The sequence below is a fragment of the Bradyrhizobium sp. Unk1 genome (genome assembly GCF_059512345.1).
In genome coordinates this window covers 1-19545 of the sequence record NZ_JCAMOP010000074.1, presented here as the reverse complement: position 1 = coordinate 19545, position 19545 = coordinate 1, and the positions used below count along the sequence as shown (strand labels likewise).

Genomic DNA, 19545 nt, shown 5'->3' with positions numbered 1-19545 from the left:
CAGAGGGCCTTGTCGCAAGAGAGAAAGGAAGCGAGAATGGGTGAGATCAAGCGCAAGCAACGACCGATTAAGAGGGCAAGATACAGGACAAAGCCCCAGGCAATGGCATCGACGCGGAACACGACAACGCGGCGCACCTCCGGACCCCAGTCGGCCCAATCCCCGAAGGCGAAGCGGACAATCGTGACCACTCCGATATAGATCATCGCGGCTAGAAGCGCCGTCCGCCGGCGACCGGGGACAAACGCCGACGCAACCAGCAAGAGAACGGGAAAGGTCACATAGAACCATTCCTCGACTGACAAGCTCCAGGCGATCGCGAAATAATCGTGATCGTTGGCTTGCCCGACCAGGTTCTGCACATAGAAGGCGTAACGAACGAAATCCGCGCTGAACGTTTGGTGCGCCGTGATCGAGACGAGAACGAGCGCGATCAGGTAGGGCGGCACAGTGCGCATCCATCGCCGCACGAGGAAGACGCCGAGATTGCGCAGGCGAAAGGAGCTTGCGGCCACCATCAGGATCTGCGGGGCCAGGACGTAGCCGGACAGCACGAAGAAGATTTCGACGCCGAGAATCGAGATGGTTTCCGCAGCCGGCGCACTGGCGGAACTGGTCATGAAAAAATGCGGGATCGCGACGGAGAAGGCGGCGATGCCGCGCAAGAGATCGAGCGAAGCGATCCGACCCGTCACGTTGCAATCCCGCAGGCCTTGAGGCCGCGCAAGGTTGCATCCGCGAGCGCCTTGTTGCCGGCGGCGCTGAAATGACCGCTGTCCGTGCGCAGGATTCCCGTGCGTGAATACGCGTCCTTCAGTTCGGGCGAGGGATCGACGATGCAGATGCCGGGCTGGCTGCCGACGGCCTCCATCATCATCGTCAGGCTGTGTCCGAGCTCGCCCTGAATGTCGGGTGACGGAATGAGCAGGAGCACAAAGCGATTGTTGCGGACGGCCGCTTCACGGGCAAATGTTTGGATCAGCGACACGCCAAGACGCCGCAAGGCGGCCATGTCTTCCCGCGGCGAAGCGAGGCTTGCGGCATTGAATTGCTCGGTGCGGGTGAACTTGCGATAGATCGCGGTCGCCACGTGGAACGAGAAGGGAAAGGCGAGCGGAGTCCACTCGGCGGCGGGCATGTCGCTGGTGATGGCAGCGCGGATCGCGGCGACATCGGCTGCGGGGCGGGGGATCAGCACGAGGCGGTCTTTCTCAAGCACGAATCTCGGCTTGGTCAGGCTAGCCCGCGGAGAATGATCATCCGACAGCGAGTAGAAGGCCGGGGACGAGGCCCCGGCGCCGACGAGCATGAGTTCGATGAGCCCGAGAATGACGATCGAATCCGAACGTGAATGCTCGCGATACAGCAGCAATGTCTGGTCGATACTGAAGCCGCCGATGCCGTGATTATCGATTCCGCAGCCCAGGGCTTGCGAGACCAGATATGGCCAGGTTTCTGCGGCGGCGACATCCGGGCTCTGGGTGAATGACCCGCCCCATGCGGAGCCGCAAGTTGCGGCGCCGGCCTTCGGCACGGGCAGTGTCGGAAGTTCGCCCTGCCGGGGCCAGCCGGTGAACGAGCCCTCGCGCTCATGGGGCAGCATCGCGGCGATCTCGGCATCGAGCCGCCATGGCTTGTAGAGCAGATATGGATTGCCGCGCGCGATCGAGGCGAGCCCGAAGCCGAAGAACATCATGTCGGCGATGGCCACAAACAGCGCGAGTCCGATGGCGCGCCGGACGATCGGAGCCATCTTAGAAATACTTGTAGTGGAAACGCGACGTAACGGCCTCGTCCGAGAGCAGAAGCAGCGCGCCAAGCACAAGGGCAAGCACGGCGAGGGCCAGCAGGGCGCGATTTTTCAACAGGCGTTTCGCAGCCCCTGACGGGGCGCCTGGAGGGGCTTGATCGTCGATCATGATGCCGTCCGAGCGGAGATATTGGTCGGTGTTACCGCGACTCAGCGTAAAGTTCAATCACTGCGATAGTTGCGGTCGGGCCATTTTCGGCGGTCTTAGGCTGCCGTATCCCGCGGAATCGATGGCGCGGTTGCGATCGGCAACCGCCCGCTCCGGGTCGCTTCGCCGAGCGTGGCTCACTCAGCATGTTGATCGCGCCAATCTGCACTCCGCAATAGATTGAATGTCATTTGATTGCCTTACAGAAACCATTGCGCCTCTAGCGCGTTTGTGATCGAAGGACGCGACTTGGTTCGAACCGAATCCATCACGGATCAGACCAAGAAGGCGGGACCAACCAGATAGTTCAAACACCTTGTCCGATACGCCTTATCCGATCGACCTCGACAGCATTCGCGGCGCCTTTCCGCCGGGCATCGAGGCGCCGTCCCTGCTGGTCGACTTTGCCGATTGGCTGAACGGGCGCCCCTGGGGCAGCGTCGGCCGTTTCTCCCTGCAAGGCCAGTTCTCCGATCAGGCGCCGATCTTCGACGGCAGTCCCTTGCGCGACAGGTTTTCGCTGTTCATGCGGCTGCCGGATGGCTCGGCCGTCGGCGGCTGGTATGGCGCGGGCCTTGATCGCGACAATCCGCCGATCGTGGGGTTGGGCTCCGAGGGCGATTACGAACTGCTCGCGTCGAGCCTCGACGGCTTGCTGGCGAAGCTGACGTCGCAGCAATTCGACAAGGCCTGGAGCGATCTCAAGCCGCATGACGAGGTCGAGTGCCAGACGGACGAGCTCGCGAAATGGCTTGCCGGACAGCCGGTCGGCGACAAGGCGGCGTGTGACGACGGCGCAGCGGAGCTTCCCGACTTCCGCGGTTTCGTGGAAAAATGGAGCCGGGATCGCGAAGACTATTGGGCCAATCATCGCTTGATGGCCGAGCTCGGTTGGCGGCTCGCCGCGCATCTGCCCAAGGGCAAGAAGCCCTGGGACAAGACGCATTTCGAGGTCGCGATCGTTGGCAAGCAATATGAAGCGCGCGTCCTTTCGCGCGGGCCGCAACCGTTCGAGGAGGCGGCCTCGATCGAATCCCTGCTGCGCGATCTGCGCGAGGAGATGCGCAAGGCACAGCCCGAGCTCGGGCTGTGGCACGCGATGAAATTCGGTCTCTATGCCGACGGCCGCGTCATGCCGAACTTCGAATACGATGTGCGCCCGATCATCGACGGCGAGCCGGCGCAGCTCTCCGAAGCAAAGGCCGATCTCGCGCGCGCACCAAGGCCGGAGCGCTGGGTGCCGAAATGGCTGGCCTGACTGCATCCACAACGTCATTGCGAGCCTAGCGAAGCAATCCAGAATCTTTCCGCAGAGGCAGTCTGGATTGCTTCGCTACGCTCGCAATGACGGAGAATGCGGCGGCGGTGTGCGACCTCTCCACCGTCATCGCGAGGAGCCCTTCCGACGAAGCAATCCAGACTGTTCCCGCGGAGGAGGTCTGGACCGCCTCACACGCAGCCATGACGCGGGAACGGCACCTTCGATCCCCCTTGACTTAGAGTGCGCTCGAAGGGGTATCTGTACGTGCGTCAGTACGAGAACGGGCACACATGAAGATCGGCGACCTCGCAAAACGAACCGGCTTGTCGGCTCACACGTTGCGTTATTATGAGCGCGTCGGGCTGCTGCCATACGCAGACCGGGATCGTTCCGGCCAGCGTGACTTTGACGCATCGATCCTCACATGGATCGCATTCCTCGGTCGGCTCAAGACCACGGGAATGCCGATCCGGGACATGTTGCGTTATGCGGCGCTTCGTGATGAAGGCGAAGCCACCGGGCCAGCCCGGCGGCAGATGCTGGAAATCCACCGGGAACAGGTTCGCACGCAGATTGCCGAACTCCAGGAATGCCTGCTCGTCCTTGATACCAAGATCGCCGGCTATGCCGGCGACGAACAGAGGACGAAGGAAAATGACGCACGTCCAACCACAAGCCGAAAGCCGCTTCGATCGCGGCCAGCGGGCCCTGTCACGCATTGACGGCAGAGCCGGCGAAAAGGTCGTCGCCTCACTGGCCGACATCGCTCCGGATTTCGCACGATACGTGATCGAGTTTCCCTTCGGCGACATTTACAGCCGCCCGGACCTCGGCCTGCGCGATCGAGAGATCGCGACGGTCGCCGCGCTGACGGCGCTCGGAAATGCCGCGCCTCAGCTCAAAGTGCATATCGAGGCGGGTCTGAACGTCGGGCTGTCTCGCGACGAGATCGTGGAGATCATCATGCAGATGGCCGTCTATGCGGGCTTCCCGGCGGCGGTGAACGGGCTGTTCGCAGCCAAGGAGGTGTTTTCCGCGCATGACGGACGGCAGGCGTCGGGAGAAGCGACCTGACGAATTTGCTCCACGACGCGAAGCGCGCCGATCTCGCCCGTGCATCCAGGCCGGAGCGCTGGGTGCCGAAATGGTTGGCGTGACGGCATCCACGTCATCATCGCGAGCGCGGCAAAGGCGATAGCGGACCCGTCATCCTTCGAGGCTCGCTCTACGGCGCGCTTGCGCCGCAGAGCGAGCGCCTCAGGATGACGGTGATGGAACGATAATCGCTGTGTGGCTTGGTTGCCGTGAGCGGAGCAATCCAGAATCTTTCCACGTTGATGGTCTGGATTGCTTCGCTACGCTCGCAATGACGGAGCGCCTCAGAACCCAGCGACACTACCGTGCAGATCGTACTGATCCGCGCGCTCGATCTTCGCGGTGACGATCTCGCCGACGCGCAACGGGCGGCGGCTGGAGAGATAGACCGCGCCGTCGATCTCCGGCGCGTCGGCCTTGGAGCGGCCTTTTGAAACCGTCGGGCCGACCTCGTCGATGATGATCTGCTGGCGCGTGCCGACCTTGCGCTTCAGCCGGCGCGCGGAGATCTTCTGCTGGCGGGCCATCAGCGCGTTGTAGCGCTCCTGCTTGATCTCTTCGGGCACGGGGTTCTCGATCGCATTCGACGTCGCACCGGCAACCGGCTCGTATTTGAAGCAGCCGAGGCGATCGATCTCGGCCTCATCCAGCCAGTCGAGCAGATAGGCGAAATCGGCATCGGTCTCGCCGGGGAAGCCGACGATGAAGGTCGAACGCAAAGCGAGATCGGGACATTCCTCGCGCCAGCGCTTGATCCGCGCCAGCGTCTTGTCCTGTGCTGCGGGGCGCTTCATCGCCTTCAGCACCTCGGGGCTCGCATGCTGGAACGGGATGTCGAGATAGGGCAGCACCTTGCCCTCGTTCATCAGCGCGATGACTTCGTCGACATGCGGGTAGGGGTAGACATATTGCAACCGGACCCAGGCGCCGAGTTCGCCGAGCTCGCGCGCGAGGTCGAGGAATTTGGCGCGGACCTGGCGATCCTTCCACGGGCTCTCGGCGTATTTGAGATCGACGCCGTAGGCCGAGGTGTCCTGCGAGATCACCAGCAATTCCTTGACGCCGGCGCCGACGAGGCGCTCGGCCTCGCGCAACACGTCATTGGCCGGACGCGAGACGAGATCACCGCGCAGCTTCGGGATGATGCAGAAAGTGCAGCGGTTGTTGCAGCCCTCGGAGATCTTCAGATAGGCGTAGTGGCGCGGCGTCAGCTTGATGCCCTGCGGCGGCACCAAATCGAGATGCGGATTGTGGGCGGGCGGCAGCGCGCGGTGCACGGCGTCCAGCACGCTCTCATATTGCTGCGGGCCGGTGATGGAGAGCACGCCGGGATAGGCCTGCTCGATCTGCTCGGGTTCCGCGCCCATGCAACCTGTTACGATCACCCTGCCGTTCTCGGCCATGGCCTCGCCGATCGCCGAAAGCGATTCCTGCTTGGCGCTGTCGAGGAAGCCGCACGTATTGACGATGACGATGTCGGCCCCGTCATGCTTGCGGGCGAGCTCGTAACCTTCCGCGCGCAGGCGCGTGATGATGCGCTCGGAATCCACCAATGCCTTGGGACAACCAAGTGATGTGAAAGATATACGCGGCGCTCTATCCATGTAATCGCCTGGACCCTGCATCTGAATTGTTCGGATATGCGATCCAACTAATTGATCCGATGGGAAAATTCAACCGTCACGCAGGAAGATATGGACCGATTGAACGTTTTTTTGATCGGCTGAAAGCTGGTTCCGATCGAGCTCACCGAAGCGATGAAGGATGCGCTCTACCGGCCGTGCTGGTTGGAGGCCTGCTTAATACCCACAAACGGTACAGGAGCGGACATCCGCCAGCCAACGCGATGGGCCACATCCGGACGTTGCGGTGAGCGTCGAGAAGTTGTAGGTGCATCAGTCGCCAACCAAGTTAAATCAACGAATGCGCTCCGACGATCAGCCAAATCCCACGGATGAGTTCGATCTGCTCTACACCCGTGGCGTGGCTGGATGGAGTGACTTGTACGTTGTGGCCCGCAACACTCAGATCGCTGTAGGCATCACGCACGTCGCGTCAGACCCGATAGCAGAACTGTCCGAACTATGTTGCAGGCTCTTACGAGGGGAGCCTCAGTGCATGGCCCGACTGCTTGACGAGCCCGGCGCAACCATACTTGCGGCATCCATTTATCCAGCTCAAAAGCACATAGCTCACATTGAATTTTGGTCCTGCCGAAGCTGGGATGATTCCCCTCCATGCGGAACGTCGATTTTGAGCGCGGACGTCAAAGTTCGGCAATTCGTGGGTTTGGTATACCGCCAATTTGAGAAAGTGCGATGGCTCTACGAAGAGCCAAGTTATCAAAAGAGAGGTGACCAGTTTCCACATGTCGCATTTGAAACGCTACAGCGATTGTGGATGGATTCATCGCGTTAGCGGCTCGGATTGAGCACGTGAGTTCTGCTTCGTGTCCGAAAGCCGACTCTCGCTTTAATGAGTACATGCCCTAATTGGCGAGCGTGTGCGGCGAGTCGAATGCACCAGTGCCTAGGGACTGATCCTGATTGGGTGGGTGCTTAACACCCGTAAGCGACACAAGAGCGGATATCTGCCAGCCAACGCCGTCGGCCAAAGGCGCACATTTTAACTAAGCATGTGGTACCGCTCTGTCAGCTGAGCGAGCTGCGAGCAGAAAATGGATATTGCCAAGAAGGTAATCACAAGACTCCCGCTGGAGGAGCTGTGGAACGAAAAAGGCAATCTGAACGCAGAATGTGTCGCAACGGGGCTGAATGCAGCGGACGTAACAGAAATGATAAAGGCAGGAGCGACTTTCGTCGTTGCTGACGTTGGGCTGCCGCCGCGCTGGATAGATCCAGCAAATCGCTTTGAGTTCTGGAAAACTGAGGTGAAGCCTCGACTTGCAGAATCCGATGAACCCGTTTTCCTTAAGCGTTTCCCCGGGGAGTATTGCTATTTCGCTTCGAAATGGCGACTTGCTGACAAGCTTTCGCTGATTGTACTTGAAAGACACCACTGACCGGCAGTGGTAGCCAAAACAGTCGCGCTACAATGATCTGGAGGTAATAGTGGTCCACGATCTGATCGCCGCGGCCGAGAGAGTCGCTGACGAGCGAGCATTCATTCGGCTCTTGCAACTGATGGCGCTGGACTGGGAAGATCAGCGGCAAAGGGAGTTGGTGAAGCCATCGTCACCATACTCAGCCGGAGCAAACGGCTGGGAAAGCGGCTCGATTGGACAATTCTTGGAGTCCGCAGCAGCTTGGGCCGAGGCCGCGTCGCCCGCCGCTAACTCTGGGCCAGACGTATCTGATGCTTGGCGTCGCGCGGCAATGATTATGGTCGCTGGAGCATTCTATGAATGACAATCCAAAAGCCGATACCTCGCGTTAGTGAGTACACGTTGATGGTTCGGATGACAGCCGCCTTCGGGCGGCATTTTCTTTGGGAGTGGGCGGCCCCAAAGTTTACATTCCTTGTCTCAGGCGCACCCGAGCGACACGAAGCTGACCTTGGGCGCAGCCGTCTGATCCATATCCAAATCTGCCTGATTGACAGGCCTGAGCTAGTCCCAATTGCCCATAATTACAACCCTTTGCATCGCCCTCCGGCATGCTATGGATGAATCGCCGGGTGGTGAGTGAGCTATGAGCGCCGAACAGTCGCCTAAAATCGTGATTGTCGACGAGAGCCCGATCCGGGCCGCGATCCTCGAGGAGGGGTTGCGGGAGGCCGGATTCACGCAGGTGGTCCATATCCGCGAGATGCAGAGCCTGCTCGCCCGTATTTATGCGGTGGACCCTGATATCATCCTGATCGATCTGGAAAACCCCAGCCGCGACGTGCTTGAGGCGATGTTCCAGGTCAGCCGCGCCGTGAAGCGGCCGATCGCGATGTTCGTGGACCAGAGCGATTCAGCCTCGATCCAGGCGTCCGTGGAGGCGGGCGTATCCGCCTACATCGTCGACGGGTTGAAGAAGGAGCGCATCAAGCCGATCCTCGACCTCTGCGTGTCCCGCTTCAACGCCTTCGCCAAACTCCAGGAGGAGCTGGAACGCACCAAGTCGCAGCTCGAGGACCGCAAGATCATCGAAAAGGCCAAGGGAATTTTGATGAAGGTCAAGGGCCTCACCGAGGACGAGGCCTACGTGCTGCTGCGCTCCACGGCGATGCGCGAGAAGAAGAAAATCGGCGAGATCGCGCAGTCGATCATCACCGCGTCGGAGATGCTGAAATGACCGCTCCCCTCCGCATCGGGTTCATCCCGCTGGTCGACGCCGCCGCCCTGATCGTCGCCGTCGACAAGGGCTTTGCCGCCGCCGAAGGGCTCGAGGTCGAACTGGTGCGCGAGGTCTCCTGGTCCAACGTCCGTGACAAGCTCAATATCGGCCTGTTCGACGCCGCGCATCTGCTGGCGCCGGTGGCGATCGCGTCCTCGCTCGGGCTCGGCCACGTCAAGGTGCCGATCGCGGCGCCCTTCAACCTCGGTATCAACGGCAACGCGATCACGGTCTCGCCGGCGCTGCATGCCGCGCTGATGGAGGAGATCGACGGTGACCGCTTCGATCCGCTTGTCACGGCGAAAGCGCTGGCGAAGGTCGTCGCGAAACGGCGCAAGCTAGGTGCCGATCCGCTGACCTTCGGCATGACCTTCCCGTTCTCGACCCACAATTACCAGCTGCGGTTCTGGATGGCGGCGGCCGGCGTCGATCCGGACGAGGATGTGCGCCTCGTGGTGCTGCCGCCGCCCTACATGGTCGATAGCCTCGCCAATGGCCATGTCGATGCGTTCTGTGTCGGCGCGCCCTGGAATTCGGTCGCAGTCGATCTCGGCATCGGCCACATCCTGCATTTCGTCTCCGACATTCTCGTGCGCGCGGCAGAGAAGGTGCTGGCGGTTCGCCAGGTCTGGGCCGACAAGCATCCGGATGTGGTGGCAGCGCTGGTGCGCGCGGCCGTGAAGGGCGCCGCGTTCATCGAGGACCCCGCGAACCTATCTGAGGCGGCGCGGATCCTGGCGCAGCCGGAACGGATCGGCGTCGATGCCGAAGTCATCCAGCGAACCCTCACCGGGCGCCTGAAGATTTCTCCCGACGGCACCCTCCGCGAGAGCGGCCGCTATCTCCTGGTCGGACGCGAAGGGGCAGGGCGCCCCGATCCGGTCCAGGCGGCCTGGCTCTATGCGCAGATGGTGCGCTGGGGGCAAACGGCGTTGACGCCTGACGGCGTCAAGACCGCGATGGCTGTGTTCAGGCCGGACCTCTACGACGCAGCCCTCGGTCAGCAATCGCCCGCTGAAGCTCCCGCGGCGTTCGGGGCATTTGCGGGCCCGGCCTTCGATCCCGGCAACATCCGGGGGCATCTGGAGGCCTTCGAGGTCGGACGCTGGAAGGCCTGATTCGGCCTCTGCATCGTTTTTGGGCGGAAGAGACCATCGGCTAAATTTTGAGCCGCCTGCTCGAATTTCATAAGAGTTCCGGACCGGGATTTGCCGAGTGTGTCTGCAACCAACTGAAATCAAAGCAATTTTCATTTCATCGAAGCTGGCACGCAACTTGTATGTTGCAGTGCGGCCAGCTTGTCACAGACGCCTGCTGAGCCAAGTCCCGCAGCAACGAAGCTGACCGGACCGTTGGGTGCGCAGCCGGCTTCTTGAGCCAGCCGAGTTCCTCGCGGGTCGCGCAATTTTCCGTCGATGCCACCCGGTGGCCGCAGGAGCTTCGTTACCGACCATGAAAATCGATACGCTCTCAGTCGACTTTTCCGACGAGCAGAAACGCTATCTCGAAGGCTTCACGACCGGTTTGCAGATCAGCCGGGTCGGTCGCGGTCTCGGCGGCAGCGCCGGCAAGGCCAATGCCGAGCCCACCGGCCCCGACGCCGTCCACATCAAGGCGCAGGACAAGGTCATCGCCGCCGGCAAGAAGCTCGCCGACCAGGAGAAGTTCAAGCGCGACGAGCATCCCTTCGATGCCTATCCGCGATTGCGGCAGCAGGCGCTCGACAACGCGCCGCCGAGCCCGGCGGACAATTTCCGCTGGCGCTATTACGGCATCTTCTACGTCGCGCCGACGCAGGACTCCTACATGTGCCGGCTGCGCATCCCGAACGGCATCATGAAGCACTGGCAGCTGTCCGGCCTTGCCGATCTCGCCGACGATCTCTGCGGCCCGTACAGCCACGTCACGACGCGCGCCAATCTCCAGCTCCGCGAGATCCCGCCGAAGAACGCAATCAAGCTGATCGAGGGCATCCAGGACCTCGGCCTGTGCTCACGCGGCTCCGGCGCCGACAACATCCGCAACGTGACGGGGACGCCGACGGCCGGAATCGATCCGCAGGAGCTGATCGACACGCGTCCCTTTGCGCGGGAGTGGCACCACCACATCCTCAACGATCGCTCGCTCTACGGCCTGCCGCGCAAGTTCAACGTCGCCTTCGACGGCGCCGGCAGGATCGCGGTCCTGGAGGAAACCAACGACATCGCGTTCACCGCGTTCGAGGTGAAGGATGGATTTGGCGTCGAGCCCGGAATCTGGTTCCGCCTCGGCCTCGGCGGCATCACCGGCCACAAGGACTTTGCAAAATACTCCAACATCATCGTCAAGCCGGAGCAGGCCACCGCCGTCGCCGACGCCATCGTGCGCGTGTTCATTGATCACGGTGACCGCACCAACCGCAACAAGGCGCGTTTGAAATACGTGCTCGATGCCATGGGCCATGACGGTTTCCTTAAACTCGTCGAGGAGCGGCTGAAGACGCCGTTTACGCGCGTGCCGGAAGAGGCGTTTCTTCCGCGGCCAGCCGCGGACCGCATGGCGCATATCGGCGTGCACAAGCAGAAGCAGGACGGCTTGAACTGGATCGGCGTCTCGCTGACGCTCGGCAAGGTCAGCTGCGATCAGATGCGGGGTCTGGCCAAAGTGGCGCGGGACCTCGGCGATGGCGAGATCCGCCTGACCGTCTGGCAGAACCTGCTGATATCGGGCGTGCGCAACGAGAATGTCGAGCTCGCCATCGCTGCGATCAAGCAGATCGGGCTCGCGGTCGAGGCCTCGCACATCCGCGCCGGCCTGATCGCCTGCACCGGCAGTGCAGGCTGCCGTTTCGCGGCTTCCAATACCAAGCGCAATGCTGCCGAGATCGGTGACTGGTGCGAGCCGCGCGTCGCCATGGACAAGCCGGTCAACATCCACGTCACCGGCTGCCATCATTCCTGCGCGCAGCATTACATCAGCGACATCGGCCTGATCGGAGCACGCGTGCCGATCAACGACGAAGACACGGTGGAGGGCTATCACCTCTTCACTGGCGGCGGGTTCGGCCCTGACGCCGACGTCGGGCAGGAGGTCTATCACGACCTCAAGGCCGAAGACGCGCCGAAGACGGTCGAGGGACTGCTCAAGGCCTATATCGCCCACCGCTCGTCGCCCGACGAGACCTTCCTGTCCTTTGCGCGCCGCCATGACGGCGAAACGCTGCGCAAGCTTGCCGATGCACAGGTGTCCGCATGAACCAGATCACCCCTCCGCCGAAGCTCGACATCATTCCCGCCAGCGCCCCGTTCTCCGACGCACAGCGCTCCTGGCTCAACGGCTTCTTCGCCGGGCTGTTGTCGCCTGATGTGGCGACGCCCTTGTCGGCGGAGCAGGGCGCCGCCGTCATGCAAGCCGGTGACGGCGACGACGGTGAAGCGCCATGGCACGATCAGACCATGCCGATCGCGGACCGGATGAAGCTCGCCGAAGGCCGTCCCGTGCGCCGCAAGATGATGGCCGCGATGGCGCAGCAGGATTGCGGCCAGTGCGGCTATAATTGCCACGACTATTCGGAGGCGATCGCCACCCGTAGCGAAGCACGGCTCAATCTCTGCGTCCCCGGCGGCAAGGAAACCGCGCGGATGCTGAAGTCGCTGTACGAGGAGCTGGACAAGGCGCCGGCGGCCAAGGCAGGTGACAAGGCGGCCGACAAGGTGGATGCGGTGGCGGCGCCGGCCGTGACGGTGACGATCGCCGAGCCCGGCCGCTCGCGCGACAATCCGGTCGCGGCGACGTTCCTGTCGCGGCGCCTGCTCAACAAGGGGAAGTCGGAGAAGGAGACCTATCACGTCGAGTTCGATCTCGCCGAGAGCAAGCTCGACTATGTCGTCGGCGATAGCTTCGGCGTGTTCGCGCGCAACGAGGTCGGCCTCGTCGATCAGATCATCGCGCTGCTCGGCGCCTCCCACACCACCAAGGTCAACGGCAAGACGCTGCGCGAGGTGCTGATCGACGACGTCTCGCTGTCGCCGGCGCCCGACACGCTGTTCGAGCTGATCTCCTTCATCACCGGCGGCGCACAACGCGAAAAGGCGCGAGCGCTGGCGCAGGGCGAGGATCCCGATGGCGACGCCGCCACGCTCGACGTCATGGCGGCGCTCCAGAAGTTTTCGGGCACGCGGCCGCATCCGGAGGCCTTCGTCGAGGCGCTGGAGCCGCTCCAGCCGCGGCTCTATTCAATCTCGTCCTCGCACAATGCGACGCCGGGAAAACTATCGCTGACGGTGGACTCCGTGCGTTACGTCATCGGCAAGCGCAAGCGGATCGGCGTGGCCTCGACCTTCCTCGGCGAACGCATCGCCGAGGGCGAGAAGCTCAAGGTCTATGTGCAGAAGGCGCATGGTTTCGGCCTGCCGCTGGATCCGAAGACGCCCGTCATCATGATCGGCCCCGGTACCGGCATTGCGCCGTTCCGCGCCTTTCTGCTCGATCGCAAGGCGACCGGCGCGCCGGGCAAGAACTGGCTGTTCTTCGGTCATCAACGCAGCGATTGCGACTTCTTCTACCAGGAAGAGCTCAATGCGATGAAGACGTCGGGTCAATTGACGCGGCTGTCGCTGGCCTGGTCGCGCGACGGCGAGAAGAAGTTTTACGTGCAGGACCGCATGCGCGAGGTCGGCCGCGAATTGTGGACCTGGCTCGCCGACGGCGCGCATCTCTACATCTGCGGCGATGCCAAGCGCATGGCCAAGGACGTCGAACGCGCACTGGTCGATATCGTCGCGCAGTTCGGGGCACGTTCGACGGATGAGGCCGTCAGTTTTGTCGCCGAGCTCAAGAAGACGGGCCGCTTCCAGGCTGACGTGTACTAAGGCGTGAGCCGATCAGCGCAAATCGTCCCGGCGGCGCAAACATCAGGCGTCGCGCCGCTGGGCCGTTTCTACTGTGCATGGGGTTGTTTTCGACAATTTTGTTTGGAGGGGGTCTGAATGCCTCCGCCCGACTGTCATCCCACCGTCATCCGGGCCGGTTCCAGCTGGCTCGGATCTTAACGAATAAGATTCTCGGAACCCCCAGGTGAAGAGAATTTGCACCTGCGACGGGGCGCCTTCAGAGAACCTCCATCGCTATTTTCGCCGCCACCTTGCCTCCCGCCAGGGTTGATCCTTCATACTCCCACAAATGGGGCGTTGGAGATCGACCATGCGCGAACTATCGGCGGAAGCCAGGCTGCACTTCTACGCGCGCTCGCTCTCGCGTCGGACCGGGGCGAGCATGCATCACGTTGGGCTCTACAGCGCCTTTGCCGTCATCGCCGCCATCGTGTTCGGCACGCTCTCGGTGCATCCGTTCTGATCACGCCCCGCGCTTGAACGGCGCGACCTCGATGCCCGCATCCTTCAACGCCTGACGCAGGCCGCGCGCGATGTCGACCGCGCCGTGCGTGTCACCGTGGATGCACACCGTGTCCGTACGCATCTTGATCACCTTGCCCGTCACCGACACCACCGCGCCGTCCTGCACCATGCGCACCACGCGATCGGCGATCGCCTTGGCATCGTGCAGCACCGCGCCGGGCTTCTTGCGCGAGACGAGGTTGCCGTCGTCCTCATAGGCGCGGTCAGCGAACACCTCGTGCACCATCGGCAGATTGGCCTCTTCGCCGGCCTTCACCAGCTTCGAATTGGCGAGCACAACAAAGATCAGGCTCGGGTCGACCGCCCTGATGCCGGCGGCGATCGCCTTGGCCGTCATGTCGTCCTCGCAGGCGACGTTGGAAAGCGCGCCATGCGCCTTCACATGCGTGACCTTGTGCCCGGCCGCGGTCGCGATCGCCTGCAACGCGCCGATCTGGTAGGCGACGAGATTCTCGATCTCGGAGGCCTTCAGGCCCGCGATTGGATGGCGGCCGAAACCGTGCAGGTCGCGGTAGCCCGGATGGGCGCCGACCGAAACGCCGCGCGCCTTCGCCAACTCGACCGTCCGGCGCATGATGTCGGGGTCGCCGGCATGGAAGCCGCAGGCGACATTGACCGAGCTGGCAAGGTCGATCATCGCGGCGTCGTTGCCCATCTCCCACGCGCCAAAACCTTCGCCGAGGTCGCAATTGAGATCGATCGTCTTCATGGTTGCTCTCCGCCTCTGGTCGTCTTGTCGCTTATGGCTCCGCCGTGACCTGCCAGGTCCCGGCATCCACGGCGCTCACCGCATAGCCCGCGACATTAGCATCGCTGAGCGCCTCGATGTTCAGCTCGACGGTGTCGGAAGAGCGCAGGCGATCGGGCAGGTTGCGGATGAGTTGCGCGAACTTGCGCGCCTCCTCCTGCGCCTCGGCCATGGTGACCTCGAGGAAGCGGAACGCGGTTCCCGCCGAGGTCTGCGCGAGGCGGCCGACATCGGCCGTGATCACGGTTGCGATCTTCGGATAGCCGCCGGACGTGCCGCGATCCATCATCAGCGCGATCGGCGCGCCGTTGCCGGGCACCTGGATGCTGCCGTTGACGGTGCCGTCGGAAACGATGTTGTGGCCATGCAGATGCTTGATCGCCGGGCCCTCGAGCCGGTAGCCCATGCGGTCGGAGGTGGCCGAGATCTTCCACTCGCTATCGAGGAACAGCGCCTTGTTGGCGTCGTCGAACTCGTCGTCCTGCGGGCCCAGCAGGACACGGATCGGACCGCTCGCAGGCTTCGGCAGCTCGATGCGCAGCTCGGGCGCGCCGCTTGCGGCATCGACTGTGAATTCATCGCCGGCCTGGAGCGGGCGTGGGTAGGGGCTGCCGAGGCCCGCGCGGGCGTTCACCGCGAGACTGCCGAACACCGGCTCGCCCTTGATCCCGCCTTCGATCGCCAGATAAGTGAACGCCCCGCCGCGGGCAAAGCCCAGCGTCAGCGCCTCGCCGTCCTTCAGCGTCACCGACGTGTCCATCGCCACTGGCTTACCGGCGACGTCGGCATTGCGCGGCGCGCCGGCGATCGCGACGCGTACGGCGCCGTCTTTGGCGGTGAACGTGGCGCCGAAGGGGCCGATCTCGACCACGGCCGCGAACGGCTCGTTGCCGACCAGCGTGTTCGCTGCCGCCAGCGACAGACGGTCCATCGCGCCGCTGACCGTCAGGCCGTAGCGCTGCGCGCCGTGGCGGCCGCCGTCCTGAACGGAGCTTGCGGGACCGATGCTGGCGATCACGAGCCGGCTCATGCGATCACCTGCTCGGCGATGATCTCGCCGGCCTCGGCGGCGCGATCCTGTTCCTCGAAGGTCTTGTGGTCGATGGCGAAAAACGTCACGCGATCACCGGGTTCGGTGAGAAAGGTCGGATTCCGGTGGAGTTGATAGGTTCTGACAGGTGTGCGGCCGAGCAAGTGCCAGCCGCTCGGAGCCGCCAGGCACTGGATTCCGGCCTGGATGCCGCCGATCGAGATCGTGCCGGCGGGCGTGAACAGCCGCGGGCTCTGGCGCCGCGACATGTGCAGGGATTTGTCGAGGCCGCTGAGATAGGACCAGCCCGGGGTGAAACCGATCATGGCGACACGGTAGTCGCCGGCGACGTGACGGGCGACGATGTCGTCGGGCGTGGTGTTCAGCGCCTTGGCGACATCCTCGAGGTCGATGCCGTGCTCGCCGCCATAGGCGACCGGAATGCGCCAGCGCCGCGCCCTCGCGGCCGGCGGCAGCGGCTGGCTGGCCAGCGCGAGCAGCTTTTCGCCGAGCGCGTCGAAGCCGATCTTGCCGGGATCGTAATGCACCAGCAGCGAGCGATAGGTCGGAACGGTCTCGGTGATGCCGTCGATGGGGCTTGCTGCGAGCGCCTTGTCGAGCGCGAGCACGCGCTCGTTGGCGGCGTCATCGATGGTGCGGCTGAATTCGACCGTGACGGCGCTGTCGCCACTGGGCAGAAGGCGGGGCGGGGGAAGCGTCGCGGCCATGAGCTGTCGAAGGGCTGTCGAAATCGGGCTTCTCAGGAAATGCGGGCTCAGCCTTGAGTTCCGCTTGTCCTTGCTTCGCGTAAATGCGCCCGCAAGTCCAATAAATTAATGCAAGGGGAAACGATAAAGCGTTGTTATCGCGTCGCATAACAGCCCAGCGGCCCTGCGTTCTTGCTGGCTCTTTGGCCCTTGACGCAAGGGCTGCGGCTCGCAAGATGCGCGCGTTCTTTCCCGCCCATCCGGAGCTCGTTCTCGTCCATGTCGCTGTCCCCCGAAGCCCGCAAGACCCTCGCCGGCATCACCACTGCCACCATCACCACGGTCCTGCTGAAGAAGGGCCTGCGCAACGTGTGGATGCGCGGCGCGCGTCCGCTGCGCCCGGGCCTGCCGCGGCTGGTCGGGCCCGCCTTCACGCTGCGCTTCGTGCCGGCGCGCGAGGATCTGGCGACGCCGGAATCCTGGTCGTCGCCGATCTCGACCCGCACCGCGATCGAGGCGATGCCGGACGGCTGCATTGCCGTGGTCGATGCCATGGGCATCACCGATGCCGGCATTTTCGGCGACATCCTCTGCGCGCGCATGATGAAGCGCGGCGTCACTGCGCTGGTCACCGACGGCGTGGTGCGTGACGTCGAGGGCGTGCTCGGCACCAATCTTCCGGTGTGGTGCGACGGCTATGCCGCGCCGCCGTCGGTTGCGGGCCTCACCTTCGTCGGCTGGGGCGAGCCGATCGGCTGCGGTGGCGTCGCCGTGTTCCCGAACGACATCGTGGTCGCCGACCAGGACGGCTGCGTGCTGATCCCGCAGGCGATGCTCGATCACGTGCTCAATGAGGGTGTCGAGCAGGAGCGGATGGAAGCCTGGATCGTCAACGAGGTGAACAACGGCGCGGTGCTGCCGGGCCTCTATCCCATGAACGCCGAAACCAAGTCGCGCTACGCCGCCAGCAAGAAGTAACAGGAAACGAGGTATCCCATGGAAATCACCGTCGCAGGCACGCGGCCGACCCGCCGCGCGCCTAAGGAAAATTTTACGGGCACCGTGTTGCAGGACCCCGTGATCATGGCCCCGGCGCCGGCGCGGCTGAACTGCTCGCGCGTCACCTTTGAGCCGGGCGCGCGTACCAACTGGCACCACCATCCGCTCGGGCAGACGCTCTACGTGATTTCGGGCGTCGGCCGTGTTCAGACCAAGGGCGGTCCGGTTCAGGAGATCCGTCCCGGTGACACCGTCTGGATTCCGCCGGGTGAACTGCACTGGCACGGCGCCTCGCCCAACAACAGCATGTGCCACATCGCCATGCAGGAAGCGCTCGACGGCGTCTATTCGACCTGGCTGGAGCCGGTGACCGACGCGGAGTATGGCGCGGCGCTGGGCTAATCTCTCGTGCCCCGGATGCAATGCAGCGCGTAAGCGCTGCGTTGCCGATCCGGGGCCCACGAGTTTCCTCAAAGCAAGAGCCCTTGGGTCCCGGCTCTGCGCAGCAACGCTTTGCGTTGCAGCGCGTCCGGAACATGGCAAATCACATCCGTTCCGCCGTCCACGTGCCCGTGCACAGGGTGCCGCGCCATGTGCCGGAGCCTGAGGTGCCGCTGAGCCGGCCGAAGCCGACGGCGAGTTTGATCCCGGTGCTCAAGGTGATGTTGATGCTGCCGGCATCGGCCACGCGGCCGGATGCCGACACCGCAGCGCTGCTCGATGCGATCGGCGCGCGGGGCTCTGTGAGGTGGCGCACTCCGCAAAGAGATCGCGGACAGAAGCAAAGGGGCCCGGATTGCGGGCCCCTTGTCTCGGTTCGAACGTCGAAGCCGGACTCAGTTCACGCGCGTCCAGGTCTGGCCGCCGCAGAACATGCCGCCGAAGGCGCAGCCTTGCACGCGCAGGCGGTCGGTGCCCTTCATCGCGATCGTGGAATCGTAGGTCGAGCCGGAGTTGGGATCGAGGATGCGGCCGGACCATTTCTGATCCTTGTTCTGGTCCTTGCCGGGCTTCATGTTGATCAGGACCTGCTCGCCGTTCTGGTTCGATTTGCTGTCGACCGAATAGCCGCAGAGGTTGCTGCCGCATTGCTCGATGCGGACCTTGCCTTCCTTCTCCTCGGTGAGCCAGATGCCGAGCGGTGAATTGAGATCGCGCGCGGGCGCGGCTGCGGGAGCCGGGGGCGCGACGGCGGCGGCCTGAACAGGTGCGGGGGTCGGCGCTGGAGCGGGGGCTGGAGGCGGCGCCGGGGGCGCGGCAGCCACGGTCGGAGCCGGCGGCGGCGCCACGGCGGGCGCTGCCTGCTGCCCGACCGGAGCGGGCGCCGGAGGCGTTGCGGGCGGCGGCAACACGGCCGTTTCGGCTGGCGCGTTGCTGGCGGTTGCGGATGGAGGCGGAGCGGGCGGGGGCGGAACCGGCGGCAGCGCTGCAGCGGCCGGCGCCTGTTCGGTTGCGGGCGGCGCCACGGCAGGGGCGGGAGCTGGTGCCGGAGCGGCCTGAGGTTGCGGATCAACCTTGGCCTGTTGAGGCGCCTGCTGACCCGGGCTCGTCTCGTTCTTCTTGGCTTTCTTCGCCTTGCCCTGGCCGGTGTTGTCGTAGACGCCGGGGATCTGCACCGTGCCGCGGTCCGGATCGATGCGGATGGTGCGCCCGCCATATTCGAAAGTGTACTGCGCCTGCGCAGCGGTGCTCGCCAAAAGGAATGCGGCCGTGGCCAACAGCTTCCTCATTTCCGTCTCCTGAACAGCTGGTCCCGGTACCAACGCTTACGCGCCGGCTCGATCGCAAAAAGTGATCTAGATCACTGTCACCGTATGAGTCGTGGTCCGGCGGTGCCGGGTTCAATACGCCCGGAACCCGTCCACAATTCGGGCGAAGCAAGCGACAGGAGGACGCGGCCCCGAGCCCGTTCCGATGAAATTGGAATGAGGCCCTAGATTCTAGTATGGACGCGTCTTTACGCGAGCCGGTACCCCACTTCGCTCGAAAACGATCTAGCAGTCTGCTGAAGAACCCCCTCGCCAGGGAGGGGGCTTGATGATTCACTTTATCATCTCGATTCGGTGGA

Annotated in this window: 19 protein-coding genes and 1 pseudogene; 11 read left to right on the top strand and 9 right to left on the bottom strand. The window is 63.5% G+C overall.

The genetic code is table 11. The annotated features are described in order from the left end of the window. The 3 genes from AC5ZFO_RS44935 to AC5ZFO_RS44925 all read right to left on the bottom strand — a co-directional run. On the bottom strand, window positions 1–695 hold a 695-nt coding region (locus AC5ZFO_RS44935), incomplete at its 3' end, for an acyltransferase family protein (RefSeq protein WP_496123895.1). Continuing rightward, the gene (locus tag AC5ZFO_RS44930) at window positions 692–1753 is read right to left on the bottom strand and encodes a hypothetical protein (protein WP_496123894.1); all 1062 of its coding nucleotides are present in this window, start codon (window positions 1751–1753) and stop codon (window positions 692–694) included. The genes AC5ZFO_RS44930 and AC5ZFO_RS44935, both read right to left, overlap by 4 nt. A 1-nt stretch (window position 1754) precedes the next feature. After that, window positions 1755–1919: a hypothetical protein gene (locus AC5ZFO_RS44925; RefSeq protein ID WP_496123893.1), complete on the bottom strand. Its 165-nt coding sequence runs from the start codon at window positions 1917–1919 to the stop codon at window positions 1755–1757. A gap of 355 nt (window positions 1920–2274) precedes the next feature. On the opposite strand from AC5ZFO_RS44925, the gene AC5ZFO_RS44920 reads away from it, so the two are divergent. From AC5ZFO_RS44920 to AC5ZFO_RS44910, 3 genes are all read left to right on the top strand, one after another. Continuing rightward, window positions 2275–3216, top strand: a complete 942-nt coding sequence (locus tag AC5ZFO_RS44920; protein WP_282519104.1) for a hypothetical protein — start codon at window positions 2275–2277, stop codon at window positions 3214–3216. A gap of 293 nt (window positions 3217–3509) precedes the next feature. After that, window positions 3510–3941 carry a MerR family transcriptional regulator gene (locus tag AC5ZFO_RS44915; RefSeq protein ID WP_282519105.1) on the top strand — a complete coding sequence of 144 codons (432 nt, stop codon included), beginning with the start codon at window positions 3510–3512 and terminating at the stop codon, window positions 3939–3941. Further along, window positions 3874–4293, top strand: coding sequence for a carboxymuconolactone decarboxylase family protein (locus AC5ZFO_RS44910; protein WP_496123896.1), 420 nt, complete (start codon window positions 3874–3876; stop codon window positions 4291–4293). The genes AC5ZFO_RS44915 and AC5ZFO_RS44910 overlap by 68 nt, the downstream gene beginning before the upstream one ends. A gap of 305 nt (window positions 4294–4598) precedes the next feature. Here AC5ZFO_RS44910 and rimO read toward each other — a convergent pair whose 3' ends face one another. Next, the gene (gene rimO, locus AC5ZFO_RS44905) at window positions 4599–5918 is read right to left on the bottom strand and encodes a 30S ribosomal protein S12 methylthiotransferase RimO (protein ID WP_282519107.1); all 1320 of its coding nucleotides are present in this window, start codon (window positions 5916–5918) and stop codon (window positions 4599–4601) included. A 1073-nt stretch (window positions 5919–6991) separates the two neighbouring features. On the opposite strand from rimO, the gene AC5ZFO_RS44900 reads away from it, so the two are divergent. The 6 genes from AC5ZFO_RS44900 to AC5ZFO_RS44875 all read left to right on the top strand — a co-directional run bounded on the left by AC5ZFO_RS44900 (window position 6992) and on the right by AC5ZFO_RS44875 (window position 13931). After that, window positions 6992–7336 carry a hypothetical protein gene (locus AC5ZFO_RS44900; RefSeq protein WP_282519108.1) on the top strand — a complete coding sequence of 115 codons (345 nt, stop codon included), beginning with the start codon at window positions 6992–6994 and terminating at the stop codon, window positions 7334–7336. A gap of 628 nt (window positions 7337–7964) precedes the next feature. Further along, window positions 7965–8555, top strand: a complete 591-nt coding sequence (locus tag AC5ZFO_RS44895; RefSeq protein WP_027559205.1) for an ANTAR domain-containing response regulator — start codon at window positions 7965–7967, stop codon at window positions 8553–8555. After that, a complete protein-coding gene (locus AC5ZFO_RS44890) occupies window positions 8552–9715 on the top strand; it encodes a CmpA/NrtA family ABC transporter substrate-binding protein (protein WP_282519109.1) in 1164 nt (387 codons plus the stop codon). The genes AC5ZFO_RS44895 and AC5ZFO_RS44890 overlap by 4 nt, the downstream gene beginning before the upstream one ends. 334 nt (window positions 9716–10049) lie before the next feature. After that, window positions 10050–11831, top strand: a complete 1782-nt coding sequence (locus AC5ZFO_RS44885; protein ID WP_496123892.1) for a NirA family protein — start codon at window positions 10050–10052, stop codon at window positions 11829–11831. Then, the gene (locus AC5ZFO_RS44880; RefSeq protein WP_282519111.1) at window positions 11828–13447 is read left to right on the top strand and encodes a sulfite reductase subunit alpha; all 1620 of its coding nucleotides are present in this window, start codon (window positions 11828–11830) and stop codon (window positions 13445–13447) included. Before AC5ZFO_RS44885 ends, AC5ZFO_RS44880 begins: the two co-directional genes overlap by 4 nt. A 331-nt stretch (window positions 13448–13778) precedes the next feature. Continuing rightward, a complete protein-coding gene (locus AC5ZFO_RS44875) occupies window positions 13779–13931 on the top strand; it encodes a hypothetical protein (RefSeq protein WP_014495196.1) in 153 nt (50 codons plus the stop codon). Here the strand turns inward: AC5ZFO_RS44875 and AC5ZFO_RS44870 are convergent, their stop codons facing one another. From AC5ZFO_RS44870 to pxpB, 3 genes are read right to left on the bottom strand one after another with little or no spacing between them, the layout of a single operon-like run. Next, window positions 13932–14702: a LamB/YcsF family protein gene (locus tag AC5ZFO_RS44870; RefSeq protein WP_282519112.1), complete on the bottom strand. Its 771-nt coding sequence runs from the start codon at window positions 14700–14702 to the stop codon at window positions 13932–13934. 31 nt (window positions 14703–14733) lie between these two features. Then, window positions 14734–15771, bottom strand: a complete 1038-nt coding sequence (locus tag AC5ZFO_RS44865) for a 5-oxoprolinase subunit C family protein (RefSeq protein WP_282519113.1) — start codon at window positions 15769–15771, stop codon at window positions 14734–14736. Then, on the bottom strand, window positions 15768–16499 hold the full coding sequence (gene pxpB, locus AC5ZFO_RS44860; RefSeq protein ID WP_282519114.1) for a 5-oxoprolinase subunit PxpB: 732 nt from the start codon (window positions 16497–16499) through the stop codon (window positions 15768–15770). The genes AC5ZFO_RS44865 and pxpB overlap by 4 nt, the downstream gene beginning before the upstream one ends. A 258-nt stretch (window positions 16500–16757) precedes the next feature. Between pxpB and AC5ZFO_RS44855 the strand changes: the two genes are divergently transcribed. Both AC5ZFO_RS44855 and AC5ZFO_RS44850 read left to right on the top strand, forming a co-directional pair. Continuing rightward, a complete protein-coding gene (locus tag AC5ZFO_RS44855) occupies window positions 16758–17456 on the top strand; it encodes a ribonuclease activity regulator RraA (RefSeq protein WP_496123891.1) in 699 nt (232 codons plus the stop codon). Between the two features lie 18 nt (window positions 17457–17474). Then, window positions 17475–17879 carry a (R)-mandelonitrile lyase gene (locus tag AC5ZFO_RS44850; RefSeq protein ID WP_248877621.1) on the top strand — a complete coding sequence of 135 codons (405 nt, stop codon included), beginning with the start codon at window positions 17475–17477 and terminating at the stop codon, window positions 17877–17879. Between the two features lie 142 nt (window positions 17880–18021). Here AC5ZFO_RS44850 and AC5ZFO_RS44845 read toward each other — a convergent pair. Next, window positions 18022–18204 (bottom strand): annotated as a pseudogene (locus AC5ZFO_RS44845) (hypothetical protein); the annotation flags it as partial. Window positions 18205–18313: 109 nt separating this feature from the next. Continuing rightward, a complete protein-coding gene (locus AC5ZFO_RS44840) occupies window positions 18314–19207 on the bottom strand; it encodes a DUF2147 domain-containing protein (RefSeq protein ID WP_282519118.1) in 894 nt (297 codons plus the stop codon). Between the last annotated feature and the right edge of the window lie 338 nt (window positions 19208–19545).